This window comes from Streptomyces lasiicapitis (assembly GCF_014646335.1).
Classification (GTDB): domain Bacteria; phylum Actinomycetota; class Actinomycetes; order Streptomycetales; family Streptomycetaceae; genus Streptomyces; species Streptomyces lasiicapitis.
In genome coordinates this window covers 117,605-132,760 of the sequence record NZ_BMNG01000015.1, presented here as the reverse complement: position 1 = coordinate 132,760, position 15,156 = coordinate 117,605, and the positions used below count along the sequence as shown (strand labels likewise).

Sequence of the window (15,156 nt, the reverse complement as noted above, 5' to 3'; positions counted from 1 at the left end):
CCCCGTGCGTTTCCATAGACATCCTGTATACGGGACGAGCACAGCCGAGGAGCAGCCAACGCCGACGAAAGAGACGCCGATGCCGTGGGCACACATCGACGAACGGTTCCCGTGGAACTGGAGGGTGCGGTTCCTTTCCGACGGGGCGTTCCGCCTCTACGTCTCCGCGATCTGCTGGTCCGCGGGGAACCCCACCGACCGCGTCATCACCTCAAAGGAACTCAGACTCGTGGTCGACGCACGGGCACCACGACAACAGGCCGAGGAACTCGTCGCGGCCGAACTCTTCGAGGAACTCCCCGGCGTCGGCTGGCGCATCCACGACTACCACGACTAGGGCAGGGAGATCACGTAGCTCGCTTGGCGGTCGGCCGCCGAAGTTCGACCCGATGGACCACCGCGAGCGGCACGCGGCCGAGTGCGGAATTGACCGCCTCAAAAGACACCGGTCCCTAGCCGGGGGGTGACTCGTCGGCGAGCTGGTTGCTGCGGTCGATCTCCGGCATGTGTGTCTCGGCCCAGACCCGCAGGGCGGAGAGCGGTCTTTCGAGGGACAGGCCGAGCTCGGTGAGCCGGTAGTGGACGGCGGGCGGCACGGTGGGTTCCACTCGGCGCGCGACCAAACCGTCACGGACCAGGCTCTGCAGGGTGACGGACAGCATCTTCTGTGAGATGCCAGGGATACGGCGCCGCAGTTCCGCGAAGCGGAGCTCGTCCGGAGCCTCCTCGGCCAGCACCTTGACCACCATCGACGTCCACTTGGTGCCGATACGGTCGAGCAACTTGCGGGCCGGGCAGCGCGGATCCATCACATCACCCCGCTCACCGGGCCGCCTGCCGGGTTCGCCGGGCCTCGATGTGGTCACTCGGGGCTCACCACCTGAAGGGAAAGTGCCGTCTTGGACGGACCAGGATAGTTCCATAGCGTGAGCTGGTCACTATTCCTCACCACATACCTGGAGCCCCTCCATGCCCGAACTGCGGCGCGTCCCCGTCAACGGTGTCGAACTGAACGTCGCTCTCGTCGGATCGGGCCCGGCCGTACTGCTGCTGCACGGTTTCCCGCACACCTGGGAGCTGTGGACGGACGTCATGGCCGACCTGTCCGGCCGCTACCGCGTCATCGCGCCGGACCTGCGCGGGTTCGGCGCGAGCAGCCGGGCCGCCTCCGGGTACGACGCGGGCACCCTGGCCGAGGACGCCGCGGCGCTTCTCACCACGCTCGGCGTGTCCTCGGCCGCGGTGGTGGGCATCGACGCGGGTACCGCGCCGGCCTTCCTCCTCGCCCTGCGCCGCCCCGGTCTCGTCCGGCGCCTGGTCGTCATGGAGTCCCTTCTGGGCACGCTGCCCGGCGCCGAGGACTTCCTCGCCGACGGGCCGCCGTGGTGGTTCGGCTTCCATTCCGCCGAGCCCGGCCTTGCCGAGACCGTATTGGAGGGCCACGAGGCCGCGTACGTCGACTGGTTTCTGCGCGCCGGCACGCTCGGCGACGGGGTGCGCCCCGCCCTCCGGGACGCCTTCGTCCGCGCATACACCGGCCGCCAGGCGTTGAGCCGCGCGTTCTCGTACTACCGGGCGCTGCCCGAAAGCGCGGTACAGATCGAGCAGGCGGTCGCCACCGCCCGCCTGACGGTGCCGACGATGGCGTTGGGCTCCCAGCCCGTCGGTGCTGCGCTGGAACGCCAGCTCCGCCCGGTCACCGACGATCTCACCGGACACGTCATCGAGGACTGCGGCCACATCATTCCGCTGCACCGCCCGCGCGCCCTGCTCACGCTGCTGCATCCCTTCCTGGCCGGTGAGGACGCGAAAGCAGCCTGACCGGGGGCGGGGCTTGGTGCCGCCAGGCAGAAGACGGCGCCGGGATCTCCGCCCTCGGGGAAAGCCTTCGGGCCGGATCGGCCTGTTGAAACAGGCCCGTTGCGTCGCGACGCGTTACGAGAAGCTTGCCGTCCGCCACGAGGCCACCGTCCAACTCACCCTCATGCGGCAGGCGTTGTGACCGCCGGTCATGGACGATCACGATCAAGCCACGGGCCCTCCGGCACCAGGGCGTCGAGCACGGCCAGCAACTGCGGCGGCTCAACCGGGTCTGGCAGCGAGCCCAGATCCGACCACGCCATCCACGCGTGTGTGCCCAGGTTGGCCTGCTCGTCGGGGAGCAGGCCGGTCCGCACGAGCGAGGGTTGCTCGTCGGCGAACTGCGCCACGAAGAAATGCTCCGTCCCGGTGTACTGCTTGCCGTTCCACCGCACGTCACGGTCGACTGGCACGGAGCGATCAAGTACCGCGGCCGGGTCTAGTCCGGTTTCTTCGGCCAGTTCACGTCGTGCCGCCGCCAGCGGCGTCTCGCCCGGCTCAATGCCGCCACCGGGCGGCTCCCAGAGCCATGTCCCGTCGAACGGATCACGCCAGTGGAGGAGAAGCAGGCGATGGGCGGCGTCCAGACAGACGACCCGGGCTGCGGGCCTGTGCGTTGTGTCCACCACCCTGACGCTATGTGGCGCTCGAAACATTGATCAAGACCTGAGCCGCGTAGATGGACGACTGTTCCCCTACTCGCCTGCACCGGCCTGCACCTGCGTGCTGGCCCTTCTGGCTGGGGCGAGAAGGGCCAGCAGCTTCCTGAAACGGCGCCGGGTAGGTGGCGTTGCGTCGTGGGCAGTCGGGTCGTCGCCTATCGGCTCAGCGGGCGTGCCGGGCGGCGGACAGCTCGCAGCGGCCGTTCACACATGATCGCCGCAGTCGGCCGTTGGAGATGGTCTGCAGCAGCCCGATCGTCCAGCACAGGGGGCACCCGCGCAGTGCGAGCAGCCCCAGGGTGCCAGCAGGAGGCTGGCCGGCCCGACTACCGGGATGAGCAGGACCGAAGCGGCCAGGGCACCGAATCCCAGGGTGCCACGCACCAAGTGCCGGGGCAGCGAGGTGCTGGCGAAGCTCTGCTTGTCAGTCATGGCCGACTCCCGGAAGAGGATCAGGTGTCGCCTGCAAGGCCTGGCGAACCGTCGCACGGGCGCGATGCAGCCTCGATTTCATCGCGGCGGTGCTGAGGCCGAGCGCGTCGGCGACCATCCGTCCGCTGTAGCCCTGGATGTCCCGCAGGATCAGCACGCGTCGTTGGTCGGCGGGCAACTCGGCGATCGCCTTCGCCACCCGGCTTGCTTCCAGACGTTGCAGCACCTCGTCCTCGAACGACGGCACGACGGTGTCCGGGACCGGCCCTTGGCTGCGCAGCGTAAGCCGCGCCCGCCGCAGGCACTCGTTGCGCACGATGCGGAACATCCACGACGCCAGCGCGCCCGAGGCCCGCAGCATTCCGATCTTGCGATACAGGATGATCAGTGCTTCCTGCGCGGCGTCCTCGGCGTCCTGGGGAGTGGCGCACAACGAATACGCGAACCGCTGTACGTGCGGGTGCGAGCCGCTCACCAGAGCGGCTGTGGCTTCGACGTCGCCCTTCTGCGCCGCGGCGATCAACTGTTCGCCGGGCCATGTGAAGTCAGCCACGCGAGCGCCCCCGCTGACGGCGCACGATGAAAGCACACGTACAGATGAGCACAGCCCCCGCGATGACGGCACCAATGATCACGACAAACCTCCGGTTCCTGTGCCGACGCTGCTGTCCGCACAGGTTAGAGAGGCACGAGCACCGCGAAAGGATTCACCCCACTCGGTTGGGCGGCGCGCGCTCACCGCGGGCGGATGCCGTCGGGCTGGAGCTTCTCGTGCACCGTCTTCGGCGCGTTGCAGGTGGTGTGCGCCGTCGAGCCCAAGGGAGCGCTTCCAGGGTGAGGCCCGTTCGAGCCCCCGGATGCGCCTGCTGTACGACGCGAACGGACTGCGCCTGCGTGTCGGCTCAGCGGCGGACGAGCTCCCAGAGCGCGAGGCTCGCGAACAGACAGCCGAACGCGAGGCTCGGCACGATCCTCCACAAGCCTCTCCGGGCGATGTCGATCCGCGCGGTCCCCGGGGTGCCGGGAAGGTAGATCACCGGGGCCGGACTCCCCACACGCGGCCCCGAGCGCCCCGTTCGCTGGTCCTGCAACTCGTGCATGCAGCCCTGGTCGTCGACGTACTCGACCACCGCGTGTGGGGTAGCCGCTGGCGCGGAAGTCCTCCTGAAGGCCCGACTCCAGTTGGAACACTGGACGCTGATCTTCAAAGATCCCGGTCAGGCGACACGCAAAGCCCTGGAAAGCGGCACATTCATCAGCTGCGCACTGGCCTGCGATGATGACGGCGTGCCAGAGCCAGGGACCACTGCCGTCGTTATTGTCTTGCCCGCTGCCGCCCCGCTCCTCGATGCGGCGTCGCGCATCGACCCGGCTCTGGTTCGTCGTGGGGTGCCGGCGCACGTCTCGCTCCTCTACCCGTTCGTGCCGGAATCGGCGCTGACAGATCAGGACGAGAAGGGCGTGCGTTCCCTGGCTGCGAGTTTTCCGGCAGCTGATCTGCTCTTGGAGGAGGTCGTGACGGCATCCGGCTTCGTCGCCGTCGCCGTTCCGGGACTCCAAACGATCGTCGATACGTTCCGCACCCAGTGGCCCGGGTTGCGCCCGTACAAGGGCCGCTTCGGGGCGCAGCCCGCCGCCCATGTCACGGTCGCTATGGGTGCGGACAACCCGACAGCTGCCGCCCATGTCCGCGCTGCGATCGACAGCCTGCTGCCGCTGCACACCCGAGCGACGGCGGTCCAGCTGGTGGTGCTGACGGAGGAAGGCTGGGAGCCGCGGTTCACCGTGCCGCTCGGCGTCCCGGACGGGCCGTAAACACCGCCCGCCAGTCCCTCGCCCCTGGCCGCGAACACAGCCCGAGGCCGGCACCCCATCCTCGGCCGCGCCCTGGGCCCCCGCGACCTCCTGGAGTTCCTGCGGCGGGCAGGACTGGACCCGGAAAACGTCCCTGGACGACCCGCTGCTCATCGAGTGGCGCGGCGGCGGGCCAGCCGTCTGGAGCCCCGATCGCTCCGCGGAGTGAACACAGCAGTGCGGGCCGCCACCCGGCGGGGGTGGCCCGCACTGCTGCGCTCCTGCTGTTAGCGGGGCATCACAGGCCCGTTCGCCTTCTCCGGCCACTGCGCCCCGGCGTCGGCCGTCTTGGGCTGGGGGTGATCCCCGATCAGCGGCGGCCGGTGGCCAGGATGACGAGGAACTGGCCGCCGCCCGCCTCGATGTCGGCGGTCACCGGCAACCCCGGTAGCAGTCGGGAGAACCGGTCCACCAACCAATCCGCCGCCTCCTGGGCGTCCTTCCTGGTCGGACAACGGCCCACCATCTCGCGGCCCCCCTTGCGCTCCAGCCTGTCGCCAACGGCGATCAGCGGCGCGGGTTCGACCACGTACAGGCGCTCCGGCCAGGCGATGACCACCTTGACCGCACCCTTGCGGCTATTGCACCCGCGGTGCGCGAGCCGCTCGGCGACCTTGGCCTTCCGGTCGGCGGTCCGGCTGTCGACACTGGGCCCCCGCGGGTCGTTGACCGACTCGTCGGGGTCGACCGGTTCGTCACACACCCAGCACCGCCAGCCATCGCGCTCGGCCACATCATCAAGAAGACTCATCCAAGCAAACTAGCCTGCCCGGCCGCCACCCGCGCACCAGGGCCCCGGCCGGCCAACAGCGCTGCGACACCAGGCTGGCCCTATGGACGACAAGCGTGCTTCAGGCGCAGCGCCTGTTCGGCGCGCCCTCGTCCGTGACGTGGACGGTGGTGATCCCCAGCGCGGCGGTCAATGCGACGCGCTCCAAAGCGAGCCGGATTGCGGTGGGCCTCGCCGGCACCGTCGCCCTGCTCGGCCGCGTAGTCCGACCCAGCCGAGCCGCGTGCGCAATCTGCGCACCCTCCCGGCCAAGCGCCCTCAGTTGCCGTGCGTAGCCACCGTGACAAGCCGGAAACCGGGCTCGACCAGGGGCGATGCCTCTACCGAAGCGCCCCTCGCTGGGGAGAATCTGGGGAGAACGAAGCCCCATTGGGGAGCGGCTGGGGAGGATCGGCCGCATCAACAGGCAGCACGGTGAAAGGGTCAGAAAGGCGGATCGCGCAGGCCAGAACACCTCCCTGACGGATTTCCGCAGATCAATGAAGTGAGGGCGACGACTTCAAGTCGATCTCGTCGTCGGGGACGTGGATCAGCGAGTACCAGGCGACCAAGCCGCCCATCGAACCATCGCCGAGGTGGAGGTCCGTCATGGAGCCGAGTTCGAACCGGAGAGCGGGGTGGTCACGCCGGCCACCTCGACCATGCCGGGCGACAGGTCGATGCCGAACGCGTCCACGCCCAGTTGGCGCAGGTGGGCCGTGATGCGCCCTGATCCGCAGCCCACGTCTGCGACCGGGCCGCCGCCGTTGGTGTGCACCAGGTCGGCGAACAGCCTGAGAAACGCGCTCTCCTCGGGGGCTTCGTCCAGGAGGTTGCGCAACTGTTCCGCGTAGCTCGCGGCGACGGTGTCGCAGGAACGCCGCGTGTCCTGCAGCCAGTCGTCGGTGTTCGATCCGATTGCCACGACCGCAGGCTACCCAACAGCCCACATGGGTCGACCTCCCAGGCCGGGGGCGGCCTCGTTTCAGCGCGTGGGCTTCGGCTCGGCCCACAGGCCGCGGCAGGCAAGGCGGAGGTGGCCGTCCGGGGTGCGGTGCAGGTCCAGGCCATGGGCGTCGTTGCCTCTGTCCGGGAGTGACTCCAGTGCGGTGGTGTCTGCTCCGGCGCGTACGGCGACGTGGTGCCGCGGTGGACCGTGGTGGACATCTCGGGCTCCTGCTGCGGAGTGAAGGTGCCAGGTCGCGAGAGGCGGGGCCAGTTCAACGCCTCTCGCGGCCTCGTCTACAGCAATGGCCGGGGTCCGGGACCAGACGGGAAACCTAGGCCGGACCGCCACCGATGCCTAGGCGCGTACACAGCCATTCGGAGGCGAACTGCGCCAACACGGGCTGTTCTACGCCTAATTGACGAACCGGCACGTCAAGGTATCCGGTTGGTTCTCGTCCTCATGAAGGAATGCCGTACCGTCCGGACGGCCATGCCGCGGAGGCAGCATGGCCACGCTGCCCCGCCGACCTGATCCGTCGGACAGGCCTTACTGATCGTTTCAGATCGAGGTGAGCCGCGGGCCTGATGCTCGACGACCTTGGTCGGCAGGCTGTCCGAGTGCGAGCTGATCTCGTTCCGGACGACCTGTGGGAGCGCGTGGCCCCGCTGCTGTGCCTGTTCCGGGGGCAGCGGAACTTCCCAGCCCCGGCGAGGCGTCTCTCCGCGTATGGAGACTGAGCAGACGCCCCGGCGCGAAGCCGTCACCGGCGCCGCGGGGTGCCTGACGGCGGCAGTCGGCGCGCTCGCGGGCTTCGCGGTCTGGCTGCCGTACGGCCGAAGGGGCCTCTTCGGCGGTTTCGAGGGTGAGACCAACCCGGACTTGCTCTGGCTGGGCCTGCCGGTCCTGATGCTCGGCGGGACCGCCGCCGCCATGGCCATTTTCCTCGCGGTACGGGGCCGGTGGCGTACCGCCCTCGGGCTGGCGGCGACCGTCGCGGGGCTCGCCGCCTTTGGGTACGGCTTCGATGTCCTGGCCGGTCCGCAGGCGACACGGCACTGCGCGCCGTCCTGCTGATCTCGTTCCGGACGACCTGTGGGAGCGCGTGGCCCCCGCTGCTGCCACCTGCTCCCGAACGGCTCCGGGCTGGGCAAGATCCGCCGGGTGGCCGAACGCGCCTTCGCCTGGCTGCACTACTCAAGACGTCTCCGCACCCGCTACTGCAGAGGGCTGAGCCGCTATCTGTGACAGTCTCTTCGGTGATCGAACAGATGGCGCGAGGGTTTCCGCAGGGGCTGACGTCCCCGCACCACGGCAGACTGCCCGAACCTCGCCAACTTCACAGGTCGGGACACTAGGTAGCCCGGTTTCTGACTGGTCACGGACGTAGCGATGAGTTTTCCCGGACCGGAGAGTCTCACCACCGTTGTCGACATCGCAGGAGGATCACGTGGCCCAGCTGCTGAGAGTTCAGAACTTCAACGTCTCCAGTGACGGAATCGCCGCCGGCGAGGACCAGAGCCTGGAGAACCCGTTCGGCCTCGCCGTGGACCCCGCGAGGCTGTTCGCCTGGGCCGGTGCCACGGCGAGCTGGCCTATGCGCACCGACCCCGGGGGCAGTCGGGGCCTCGACGACTACTTCACGCGGGATTACGACCGCCACATCGGTGCCGAGATCATGGGCCGCAACAAGTTCGGGCCCCAGCGCGGGCCCTGGAACGACCATGAGTGGCGCGGCTGGTGGGGGGACGAGCCCCCGTTCCGGACCCCGGTGTTCGTCATGACCCACCACAAGCGTCCGTCGTTCACGCTCTCCGACACCACGTTCCACTTCGTCGACGGCGACCCGGCCACGGTCCTCGAACAGACGCGGGAGGCGGCGCGGGGCAAGGACGTCCGACTCGGCGGCGGGGTCACCACCATCCGGCAGTTCCTCGACGCCGGCCTCGTCGACACCATGCATGTGGCGGTCTCGCCGGTGAAACTCGGGTCCGGGCTACGGCTCTGGGAGTCACCCGATGAGCTGCTCGACCGGTTCCACCTGGAGGTCGTGCCGAGCCCGAGCGGTGTGACGCACCACCTGTTCTGGCGAAAGTGACCGGTCCTCAGGGCGGCTCCGGCCGGCTATTGCCTCCCGGTGCTGCCCCGAGGCGGCACGGTCGGTAGCCGGTGTCGGGCCCGCCCGGGGCGGGTATGCCCCGCCCCGGCAACACCCAGCAGCGGGCGGGGCGGCAAGGGGGGCGCGATGAGACGCGGGAGCGTGGACAAAGGCTGTCTGGGCATCGGGCTGGTCTTCCTGCCCTTTGCCCTCGGGCTCGGGTATGTGCTGGTGATGGCGGCCTGGCGGCTCGCACGCTTCTTATGGACCACAGGCGGGCCACGGCTCGCCGAAGGGGACCCGGCAGCGTGGACCGTCCTCGGCATGGTCCTCTTCCTCAGCGCGGTGATCGCCCTCATCCACTGGCACGCCGGCCGCGACGGCGGACCCAACCCCGTTCCCGGCCGCGCCGTCCACCAAGGGGAAGACTGGTACTGGGAACCCGAACCGATCAAGTACCCACCCCATCGGAAACCGGCACCCGACCCCCAACCTCCACATAACCCGACCCCACCCACCCGACCCCACCCACAGAACACCGCCCCCGGCGACACACCCACCTGAGATCACGACGCACCAGCTCACGGAAGCGCACATGTCCACGCGCACGCACACGCGACCAACCCCTCACAGGCGCTCCCCGGGCGTTGGCGATCGCGACGGTCACGGGCTCGCGTGGAGGTGGTTGCGTTCGCCGTTATGGTCGAGGATGCACAGGACCTCGGCGGGCCCGCGGTCGGCGCGCAGGGTGTGGGGGGTCATGGTGGAGAATGAGGCGGCCTGTCCGGCCTCGACGCGAATGACGCGTTCGCCGAGGTAGAGGACGACCGTGCCGGACAGTACGGTGAACCAGTCCCGGCCCGGGTGGACTCCGAGGTCGTCCGGCGCGACGGCGCCCGCCGGGTCGGTGATGCGCATCTTGGCGACGGTCAGGCCCTGGGGGCCGTTGTCGCCGCTGAGGAGCCAGGTGGTCAGTCCCCGGTCCTCGTCGCGGTCGGGACGGATGACGACATCGGAGTCGTCGGGGGACTCGACGAGCTGGTCGACGGACTTGCCCAGGGCACTCGCGATGGCGGTGAGCTGGTCAAGGCTGATGCGGCGGTGCCCGGTCTCGATCCGGCTGAGCTGGGACGGGCTGATGTCGGAGCGTTCGGCGAGGTTGTCCAGCGACCAGCCGCGTGCTTTGCGCAGGGACCGGATCCGCATCCTGACGAGGGCGTCGAGAGTCGATTCTTGCTTCACCGGCAAGAGCGTATGACCTGCCGGCAGTGATCGTCATACCGTCGGCGCATGAGTACACACCACGCCACTCACGGTCACATCGGGCACGAGCGTGCGGGTGGCTTCGACGTCGCGATGGCGGAGCTGCTGGAGCTGGACGCCGAGGTCCTCAAGCCGTACCTCACGGAGCTGACCGACTGGATCGCGAATCTCGCCGACTCCGTCCCGGCGCGGATCATGGACGTGGGCAGTGGTCCCGGCACCGGCAGTCTCGCGCTCGCCGACCGGTTCCCCGCCGCGTCGGTGACGGCGGCGGACATCTCGCCCCAGATGCTGCACCGGCTGCAGAAGCAGGCAGCCACGCACGGCGTCGCAGGACGTATCCGCACGCTGGAGGCGAACCTGGACGAGCCATGGCCCCTGTCCGGCGAAGGGGAGCCGTACGACCTGATGTGGGCCGCTGCCTTCCTGCACCACCTGAGCGATCCCGCCCGGACGCTGGCTCAGGCGTACGGGCAGCTGCGGCCGGGCGGTCTGCTCGCGGTCAGCGAGATGGACTTCTTCCCGCGCTTCCTGCCCGAGGACGCCGGCGTTGGCCGCCCTGGGCTGGAGGCACGGCTGCACACCGTGACGAACACCGAACCGCCGCGCGAATGGGACCGGACGCTCATGGACGCCGGCTTCACCGTGGATGCGCGCCGCCCCTTTGAGATCCGCCTCACCGCCTCCCATGCCGGTCCGGCGTTGGGCCGCTACGCGCAGGTCTGTCTGACCAAGCTGCGCTCCCACGCCGACGACGCGATGGAAGCGGATGACCTGGCCGCCCTCGACGCCCTCTTGGACGAGACCCACCCGCTCGGCATCGTGCGCCGCGGTGACCTGAGCGTCCGCACGACACGCACCACCTGGATCGCCCGCCGCCCCTAGGCCGACCGGCCTTCGCCGTGCGCCCGTCCTCTTCTCCTTGTCGCCGTCGTCGTCACCGCCGGCGGGGCGCGGCTGGTGGCTCACACCCGGGACAAGGCCGGCACGGGGCTGGTCCTGCCGGGAGCCGCGATGATCCCGGCCGGGCTGTTCGCCCTGATCTACGTGCTGTGGCAGCGCGACGCTCCGGACACGGCCAGCGCGGTTCGCGCCAGCCCGCGCAGCCAGGTGTGGGCGTGGTCGGTGTCGTAGCGCTGATGCCACGACAGGTATATCGGTGCCGACGGCAGTTCGAGCGGGAGGGGGAGAACGACCAGGCCGAGGTCGGCGACCGCTGACCGCGTGGTGGCTTCGGGGACGCTGATCAGGAGATCGGAGCCGCGCGCGAACTCCAGCGCGGCCGCTTCCGTGGGCGCGGTCGCCACCACGCGGCGGGTGAGGCCGAGTTGCGCGAGGGCGTCGTCAAGGGCATTGCTGAGGTTTCCACGTCTCGAGACGGTGACGTGCTCAGCGGCGGCGTACCGCTCTGCGGTGACGGTCCTGACGCGGGTGAGGGGGTGCCCCTGCCTCACGACGACGACGAGGCGGGTCTCGCCCACGTTCTCGGCACGGACGTCCGGTGCGTTCGGGCGGTTGGCGTTCGCCTCCAGGTCGACCTCGCCGCGCCGCAACTCGGGGGTGTCGATGCTCGATTCCGCGACGAAGCGCAATCGCACGCCCGGCGCCTGTCCGCGCACGGCCGCGAGCAGAGCGGGGCCGCTCAAGGCGACCAGGGAATCGTGCCAGCGGAGTGTGAAAGTGCGCTCCAGCGTTGCCAGGTCGAGTTCACGGCTCGGTGCCAGCACCCCCTGGACCTGGTGCAGCAGCTCGTGCACCTGTTCGCGGACGGCGATCGCATACGGCGTCGGGGTCATCGTGCGGCCGGTGCGCACCAGGATCTGATCCCCGGTCGTGCGCCGGATTCGGCCCAGACTCCGGCTCATCGCGGGGGCGGTGACGTGCAGGCGCGCGGCCGCCCCGGCCACACTTCCCTCCTCCAGCAGCGCGTCGAGCGCGGCTAGCAGGTTCAAATCCAATTGCATGTGAGTAATCCTAGCCGTGCTTGACATGCATTTGAAGTTAATGACGGGGCTGCCTACCGTTGAGGCGAAAGCGCGAGAACCAACGCGCAGTTCGGCCCTCGACCGGCCTCATCACCCCTCCTCATACGGGAGTTCCACCATGTCCGAAACGCTTCAGACCACTGACGTCGCCGCCTCCGACGCCGACCTGCTCGGCCAGACCGCGATCGCCGTGCGCGCGGCCGGTTCGGCGCTGCGCGAGCGCTTCGGCGAGGTGGTCCGCTACCAGACCCGCGAAGAGCTGATGCGTGCGCTCGCCGCCAACGACGACACGGCCCTCGACGTCCTGCGCCCCCGCCTCACCCGCCTGCGCCCGGACGCCGGCTGGGTGGAGGACGAACTGGACGGCGGGGCGCTGCCGCCCGGTGAATGGTGGGTCGTGGATCCGGCCGAAGGCAACGTCAACCACCTGCACGCCCTGCCGGAGTGGGCGGTGACCGCCACCCTTGTGCGTGAGAACCAGCCGGTGCTCACCGCGGTCCACCTGCCGTTGACCGGCGAGACCTACACCGCGCTCACCGGCGCGGGCGCCCACCTCGACGGCCGGCCGCTGCACGTCTCCCAGACCGCGGACCTCGGCCTGAGCATCGTGGCCACCAGCCAGGCCCGGCCGGACGAGGACGAGCAGGTCGTGCGGCGCGTCGGCTCCTCGATCACCGCGATGCTCTTCGACGCACTCGTCGTCCGCACCGCCGTGCCCGCGACCCTGCACCTGCTGAACGTGGCCGCCGGCCGGATCGATGCCTTCTGGCAATTCGCCGGCGCCCGCGCGGACCTGCTGCCCGGGGCGCTGCTCGTCACCGAGGCCGGCGGACAGATCTCCGACGCCGAGGGCCGCCCCTGGACCCCGATGAGCGAGAGCTTCCTGGCCGCCGCGCCCGGCGTGCACGCCGTGGCCGCCGCCACGCTCTCGCGCTGACCGCGCACCACAACCTGCACGTACGGAAGGACCAGATCACCATGACCACCATCGCAGTTCTCGGAAACGGCCGCGTCGGCGGCAACCTGGCCACCGCCCTCACCCGGGCAGGGCATGAGGTGACCGTGGCGGACCGCGCGCCGGGCGCCGCCGCCGACGCTGCCCGGACAGCCCAGATCGTCATCAACGCCACCCCGGGCGCCGGCTCGCTGGACCGGCTCGTCGCCCTGCGCGAGGAACTGCGCGACAAGATCCTCGTCGACGTCTCCAACGCCACCGTCGACGGACCGGACGGACTGCCCGCCGACCTGGTCCACCCCGGCTCAAGCCTCGCCGAGCAACTCCAGGAAGCGCTCCCCGAAACGCACGTCGTCAAGACGCTCAACACCATGCTCTTCCCGGTGATGACCGCACCGGCCATGCTCACCCAGACGCCAACCGCGTTCCTCTCCGGCGAGGACCCGCACGCCAAGCAGACCGTCCGTGAACTGCTCATCAACCTCGGCTGGCGCAAGGAGTGGATCACTGATCTCGGCGGGATCCAGACCGCCCGCGCCACGGAGGCCGCAATACTGTTCGTACCGCACGTGATTCGGTCCAGCGGATTCGCGCCCTTCGCGATCTCGATCGCCCGCTGATCCGCACACTGCAACACCCTCGGCAGGCCGGCGGCGAGGCCCGAGCGGTCACTGAGGGACGTAGCGTCGGCACGCAACGTGGCCGCACCGGTGGTCATTTCGGCTGAGCAGACCACCGCGAGTTGGTAGCCGATGCCGCGTTTCTCCAGAGCCGTGCGCAGCGCAGAGTCCGGCGGATCATGTGGCCGTGATGGCACCAAGTTAGTTCTCGCGGGCCGGACTGCGCCCGGTTGCGAGACGTTTCCGCCCCTCGGGCACGGGCAGGACCGCCAGTGCGGTGTTTGCGATGTTCCGCAGCGTCTCCGGGTCCAGGCCGGCCTTGCCCACCGCCTCGATACCTCGGACCACCGTCAGCAGCAGTGCCGCCAACCGCTCCGGATCCGCAGCGCCATCGATGTCGCCGTGGCGCTGGGCGGCGGTGATCTCCGTCCGCAGCAGGGTCAGCAGTGCCGTCATGGTCTCGGCCGACCGTCCGGCGACCGTCGGATCCTGCTGGGCCAGTTCCGCCGCGCCCTTGGCCAACAGGCACCCGCGGCGCGTGGTGTCGGAGGCGGTGTTCTCCGCCATGAGGTGCACGTATCCCGACAGCCGGGCCAAGGCCTCTGCGTCCGGGCCACCTGCCAGCCGCGCTTCGGCCACCTCAACGACTGCGGTGCACCAGTCGCCGAACACACGGTGGAACAGCTTGCCCTTGTCGCCGAACGCGCCGTACAGGCTGCCCTTGCCCAGGCCGGTCACCTGGGCGATGTCGTCCATCCGGGTTCCTGCAAAGCCCGTCGCCCAGAACTGTTCCCGGGCCCGCTCCAGGACTTGGCGTTCGTCGAATGCGCGTGGTCTCGGCATGGCCTCAGCCTATCCATTCTTGACTCGATCGTCCATTACTGCCTACGTTGTGGACGATCCATTCCACAACCGAAGGGGTTCGACATGCCAGGCGTGTTGCAGGAGAAGGTGGCCGTGATCACCGGGGGGACCAGCGGGATCGGGCTGGCCATCGCCCACCGCTTCGTCCGGGAGGGCGCACGGGTCTTCGTGACCGGCCGGGACATCGACCGACTCGAAGCGGCAGTCAAGGAGATGGGCCCTGCGGCCACCGGCGTACGATCCGACGTCTCGGTCCTGGCCGACCTGGACGCGCTCTACGCGCGAGTCCGCGAGGAGGCCGGACGCATCGACGTGCTGGTGGCCAACGCGGGAATCGTCGCGGACGCCGCGCTCGGCGCCCACACCGAGGCGAACGTCGACCTGACGCTCGCCGTCAACGTCAAGGGCCCACTGTTCACCGTCCAGAAGGCGCTTCCGCTGCTGGCGGAGAACGCCTCCATCCTGGTCGTCGGCTCGAGCAACAGCGTGCGACCCAATGAGCAACTCGAGGTCTACAGCGCCTCGAAGGCAGCGGTGAGCAACCTCGTGCACAACTGGGCCCGGCAGTCGCGGGAGCGCCGATTCCGGGTCAACGTGCTCAGCCCGGGACCCACGCGGACCCCTGGCCTGCTGGGCGTCGCGGGGCCCGACGCCGATCGGTTCGCCGAGGCCACCGTGCCACTGGGGCGGCTGGCCGACGCCGAGGAAATCGCCGAGGCCGCCCTCTTCCTGGCTTCGGACGCTTCGTCGTTCGTCACCGGTGCCGAACTCTTCGCCGACGGCGGCTACACCCGGGCCTGAACCACGGCCGGTGGTGCGCATCCGGTTCCCTCGAAGCAATGGGGCGC

At 69.6% G+C, this 15,156-nt stretch carries 18 protein-coding genes and 2 pseudogenes; 11 read left to right on the top strand and 9 right to left on the bottom strand.

Annotation, left to right across the window (positions count from 1 at the left end; translation table 11 throughout):
* Positions 1 to 79 precede the first annotated feature (79 nt).
* Entirely contained in the window at positions 80 to 337 is a 258-nt protein-coding gene (locus IEY91_RS30910) for a hypothetical protein (RefSeq protein ID WP_189176481.1), read from the top strand.
* Positions 338 to 452: 115 nt separating this feature from the next.
* Here IEY91_RS30910 and IEY91_RS30905 read toward each other — a convergent pair whose 3' ends face one another.
* On the bottom strand, positions 453 to 866 hold the full coding sequence (locus IEY91_RS30905; protein ID WP_229697326.1) for a winged helix-turn-helix transcriptional regulator: 414 nt from the start codon (positions 864 to 866) through the stop codon (positions 453 to 455).
* 103 nt (positions 867 to 969) lie between these two features.
* On the opposite strand from IEY91_RS30905, the gene IEY91_RS30900 reads away from it, so the two are divergent.
* A complete protein-coding gene (locus IEY91_RS30900) occupies positions 970 to 1,821 on the top strand; it encodes an alpha/beta fold hydrolase (protein ID WP_189176480.1) in 852 nt (283 codons plus the stop codon).
* A gap of 188 nt (positions 1,822 to 2,009) precedes the next feature.
* Here IEY91_RS30900 and IEY91_RS30895 read toward each other — a convergent pair whose 3' ends face one another.
* From IEY91_RS30895 to IEY91_RS30885, 3 genes are all read right to left on the bottom strand, one after another.
* Positions 2,010 to 2,486 (bottom strand): NUDIX hydrolase, encoded by a 477-nt coding sequence (locus IEY91_RS30895; protein ID WP_306309929.1) that lies wholly within the window; start codon positions 2,484 to 2,486, stop codon positions 2,010 to 2,012.
* A gap of 460 nt (positions 2,487 to 2,946) precedes the next feature.
* Positions 2,947 to 3,507 (bottom strand): RNA polymerase sigma factor, encoded by a 561-nt coding sequence (locus IEY91_RS30890; RefSeq protein ID WP_189176478.1) that lies wholly within the window; start codon positions 3,505 to 3,507, stop codon positions 2,947 to 2,949.
* Positions 3,508 to 3,856: 349 nt separating this feature from the next.
* Positions 3,857 to 4,084, bottom strand: coding sequence for a DUF3592 domain-containing protein (locus tag IEY91_RS30885; RefSeq protein WP_164327407.1), 228 nt, complete (start codon positions 4,082 to 4,084; stop codon positions 3,857 to 3,859).
* 52 nt (positions 4,085 to 4,136) lie between these two features.
* Between IEY91_RS30885 and IEY91_RS30880 the strand changes: the two genes are divergently transcribed.
* Entirely contained in the window at positions 4,137 to 4,769 is a 633-nt protein-coding gene (locus tag IEY91_RS30880) for a 2'-5' RNA ligase family protein (RefSeq protein WP_229697324.1), read from the top strand.
* A 349-nt stretch (positions 4,770 to 5,118) separates the two neighbouring features.
* Here IEY91_RS30880 and IEY91_RS30875 read toward each other — a convergent pair whose 3' ends face one another.
* A complete protein-coding gene (locus tag IEY91_RS30875; protein ID WP_164327406.1) occupies positions 5,119 to 5,559 on the bottom strand; it encodes a hypothetical protein in 441 nt (146 codons plus the stop codon).
* Positions 5,560 to 6,104: 545 nt separating this feature from the next.
* Positions 6,105 to 6,496: pseudogene (locus tag IEY91_RS30870) on the bottom strand (class I SAM-dependent methyltransferase); the annotation flags it as partial.
* Between the two features lie 756 nt (positions 6,497 to 7,252).
* Here IEY91_RS30870 and IEY91_RS30865 point away from each other — a divergent pair.
* From IEY91_RS30865 to IEY91_RS30850, 4 genes and pseudogenes are all read left to right on the top strand, one after another.
* Positions 7,253 to 7,600 (top strand): hypothetical protein, encoded by a 348-nt coding sequence (locus IEY91_RS30865; RefSeq protein WP_164327405.1) that lies wholly within the window; start codon positions 7,253 to 7,255, stop codon positions 7,598 to 7,600.
* A 12-nt stretch (positions 7,601 to 7,612) separates the two neighbouring features.
* Positions 7,613 to 7,750 (top strand): annotated as a pseudogene (locus IEY91_RS30860) (IS5/IS1182 family transposase); the annotation flags it as partial.
* Positions 7,751 to 7,973: 223 nt separating this feature from the next.
* Entirely contained in the window at positions 7,974 to 8,621 is a 648-nt protein-coding gene (locus IEY91_RS30855; protein ID WP_189176477.1) for a dihydrofolate reductase family protein, read from the top strand.
* Positions 8,622 to 8,768: 147 nt separating this feature from the next.
* Positions 8,769 to 9,185, top strand: a complete 417-nt coding sequence (locus IEY91_RS30850) for a hypothetical protein (protein WP_189176476.1) — start codon at positions 8,769 to 8,771, stop codon at positions 9,183 to 9,185.
* A gap of 99 nt (positions 9,186 to 9,284) precedes the next feature.
* On the opposite strand, the gene IEY91_RS30845 is transcribed toward IEY91_RS30850, so the two are convergent.
* Positions 9,285 to 9,827 carry a helix-turn-helix domain-containing protein gene (locus IEY91_RS30845; protein WP_189176613.1) on the bottom strand — a complete coding sequence of 181 codons (543 nt, stop codon included), beginning with the start codon at positions 9,825 to 9,827 and terminating at the stop codon, positions 9,285 to 9,287.
* An 84-nt stretch (positions 9,828 to 9,911) separates the two neighbouring features.
* Here IEY91_RS30845 and IEY91_RS30840 point away from each other — a divergent pair, with 84 nt between their 5' ends.
* Entirely contained in the window at positions 9,912 to 10,769 is an 858-nt protein-coding gene (locus tag IEY91_RS30840; RefSeq protein WP_189176475.1) for a class I SAM-dependent methyltransferase, read from the top strand.
* A gap of 158 nt (positions 10,770 to 10,927) precedes the next feature.
* On the opposite strand, the gene IEY91_RS30835 is transcribed toward IEY91_RS30840, so the two are convergent.
* Complete coding sequence (locus tag IEY91_RS30835) at positions 10,928 to 11,848, bottom strand: LysR family transcriptional regulator (RefSeq protein WP_164327402.1); 921 nt, start codon at positions 11,846 to 11,848, stop codon at positions 10,928 to 10,930.
* A gap of 139 nt (positions 11,849 to 11,987) precedes the next feature.
* Here IEY91_RS30835 and IEY91_RS30830 point away from each other — a divergent pair, with 139 nt between their 5' ends.
* Both IEY91_RS30830 and IEY91_RS30825 read left to right on the top strand, forming a co-directional pair.
* Positions 11,988 to 12,806, top strand: a complete 819-nt coding sequence (locus tag IEY91_RS30830; protein ID WP_189176474.1) for a 3'(2'),5'-bisphosphate nucleotidase CysQ — start codon at positions 11,988 to 11,990, stop codon at positions 12,804 to 12,806.
* Between the two features lie 41 nt (positions 12,807 to 12,847).
* Positions 12,848 to 13,444 (top strand): NADPH-dependent F420 reductase, encoded by a 597-nt coding sequence (locus IEY91_RS30825; RefSeq protein ID WP_189176473.1) that lies wholly within the window; start codon positions 12,848 to 12,850, stop codon positions 13,442 to 13,444.
* A gap of 201 nt (positions 13,445 to 13,645) precedes the next feature.
* Here the strand turns inward: IEY91_RS30825 and IEY91_RS30820 are convergent, their stop codons facing one another.
* Positions 13,646 to 14,287, bottom strand: coding sequence for a TetR/AcrR family transcriptional regulator (locus IEY91_RS30820; RefSeq protein ID WP_189176472.1), 642 nt, complete (start codon positions 14,285 to 14,287; stop codon positions 13,646 to 13,648).
* A gap of 84 nt (positions 14,288 to 14,371) precedes the next feature.
* Between IEY91_RS30820 and IEY91_RS30815 the strand changes: the two genes are divergently transcribed.
* A complete protein-coding gene (locus tag IEY91_RS30815) occupies positions 14,372 to 15,109 on the top strand; it encodes an SDR family NAD(P)-dependent oxidoreductase (RefSeq protein ID WP_189176471.1) in 738 nt (245 codons plus the stop codon).
* The last annotated feature ends 47 nt before the right edge of the window (positions 15,110 to 15,156 follow it).

Coding starts and splice junctions, on each gene's coding strand:
- IEY91_RS30910 (WP_189176481.1), top strand. CDS start 80: ATGCCGTGGGCACACATCGACGAACGGTTCCCGTGGAACTGGAGGGTG.
- IEY91_RS30900 (WP_189176480.1), top strand. CDS start 970: ATGCCCGAACTGCGGCGCGTCCCCGTCAACGGTGTCGAACTGAACGTC.
- IEY91_RS30875 (WP_164327406.1), bottom strand. CDS start 5,559: ATGAGTCTTCTTGATGATGTGGCCGAGCGCGATGGCTGGCGGTGCTGG.
- IEY91_RS30865 (WP_164327405.1), top strand. CDS start 7,253: ATGGAGACTGAGCAGACGCCCCGGCGCGAAGCCGTCACCGGCGCCGCG.
- IEY91_RS30850 (WP_189176476.1), top strand. CDS start 8,769: ATGAGACGCGGGAGCGTGGACAAAGGCTGTCTGGGCATCGGGCTGGTC.
- IEY91_RS30845 (WP_189176613.1), bottom strand. CDS start 9,827: ATGCGGATCCGGTCCCTGCGCAAAGCACGCGGCTGGTCGCTGGACAAC.
- IEY91_RS30840 (WP_189176475.1), top strand. CDS start 9,912: ATGAGTACACACCACGCCACTCACGGTCACATCGGGCACGAGCGTGCG.
- IEY91_RS30835 (WP_164327402.1), bottom strand. CDS start 11,848: ATGCAATTGGATTTGAACCTGCTAGCCGCGCTCGACGCGCTGCTGGAG.
- IEY91_RS30830 (WP_189176474.1), top strand. CDS start 11,988: ATGTCCGAAACGCTTCAGACCACTGACGTCGCCGCCTCCGACGCCGAC.
- IEY91_RS30825 (WP_189176473.1), top strand. CDS start 12,848: ATGACCACCATCGCAGTTCTCGGAAACGGCCGCGTCGGCGGCAACCTG.
- IEY91_RS30820 (WP_189176472.1), bottom strand. CDS start 14,287: ATGCCGAGACCACGCGCATTCGACGAACGCCAAGTCCTGGAGCGGGCC.
- IEY91_RS30815 (WP_189176471.1), top strand. CDS start 14,372: ATGCCAGGCGTGTTGCAGGAGAAGGTGGCCGTGATCACCGGGGGGACC.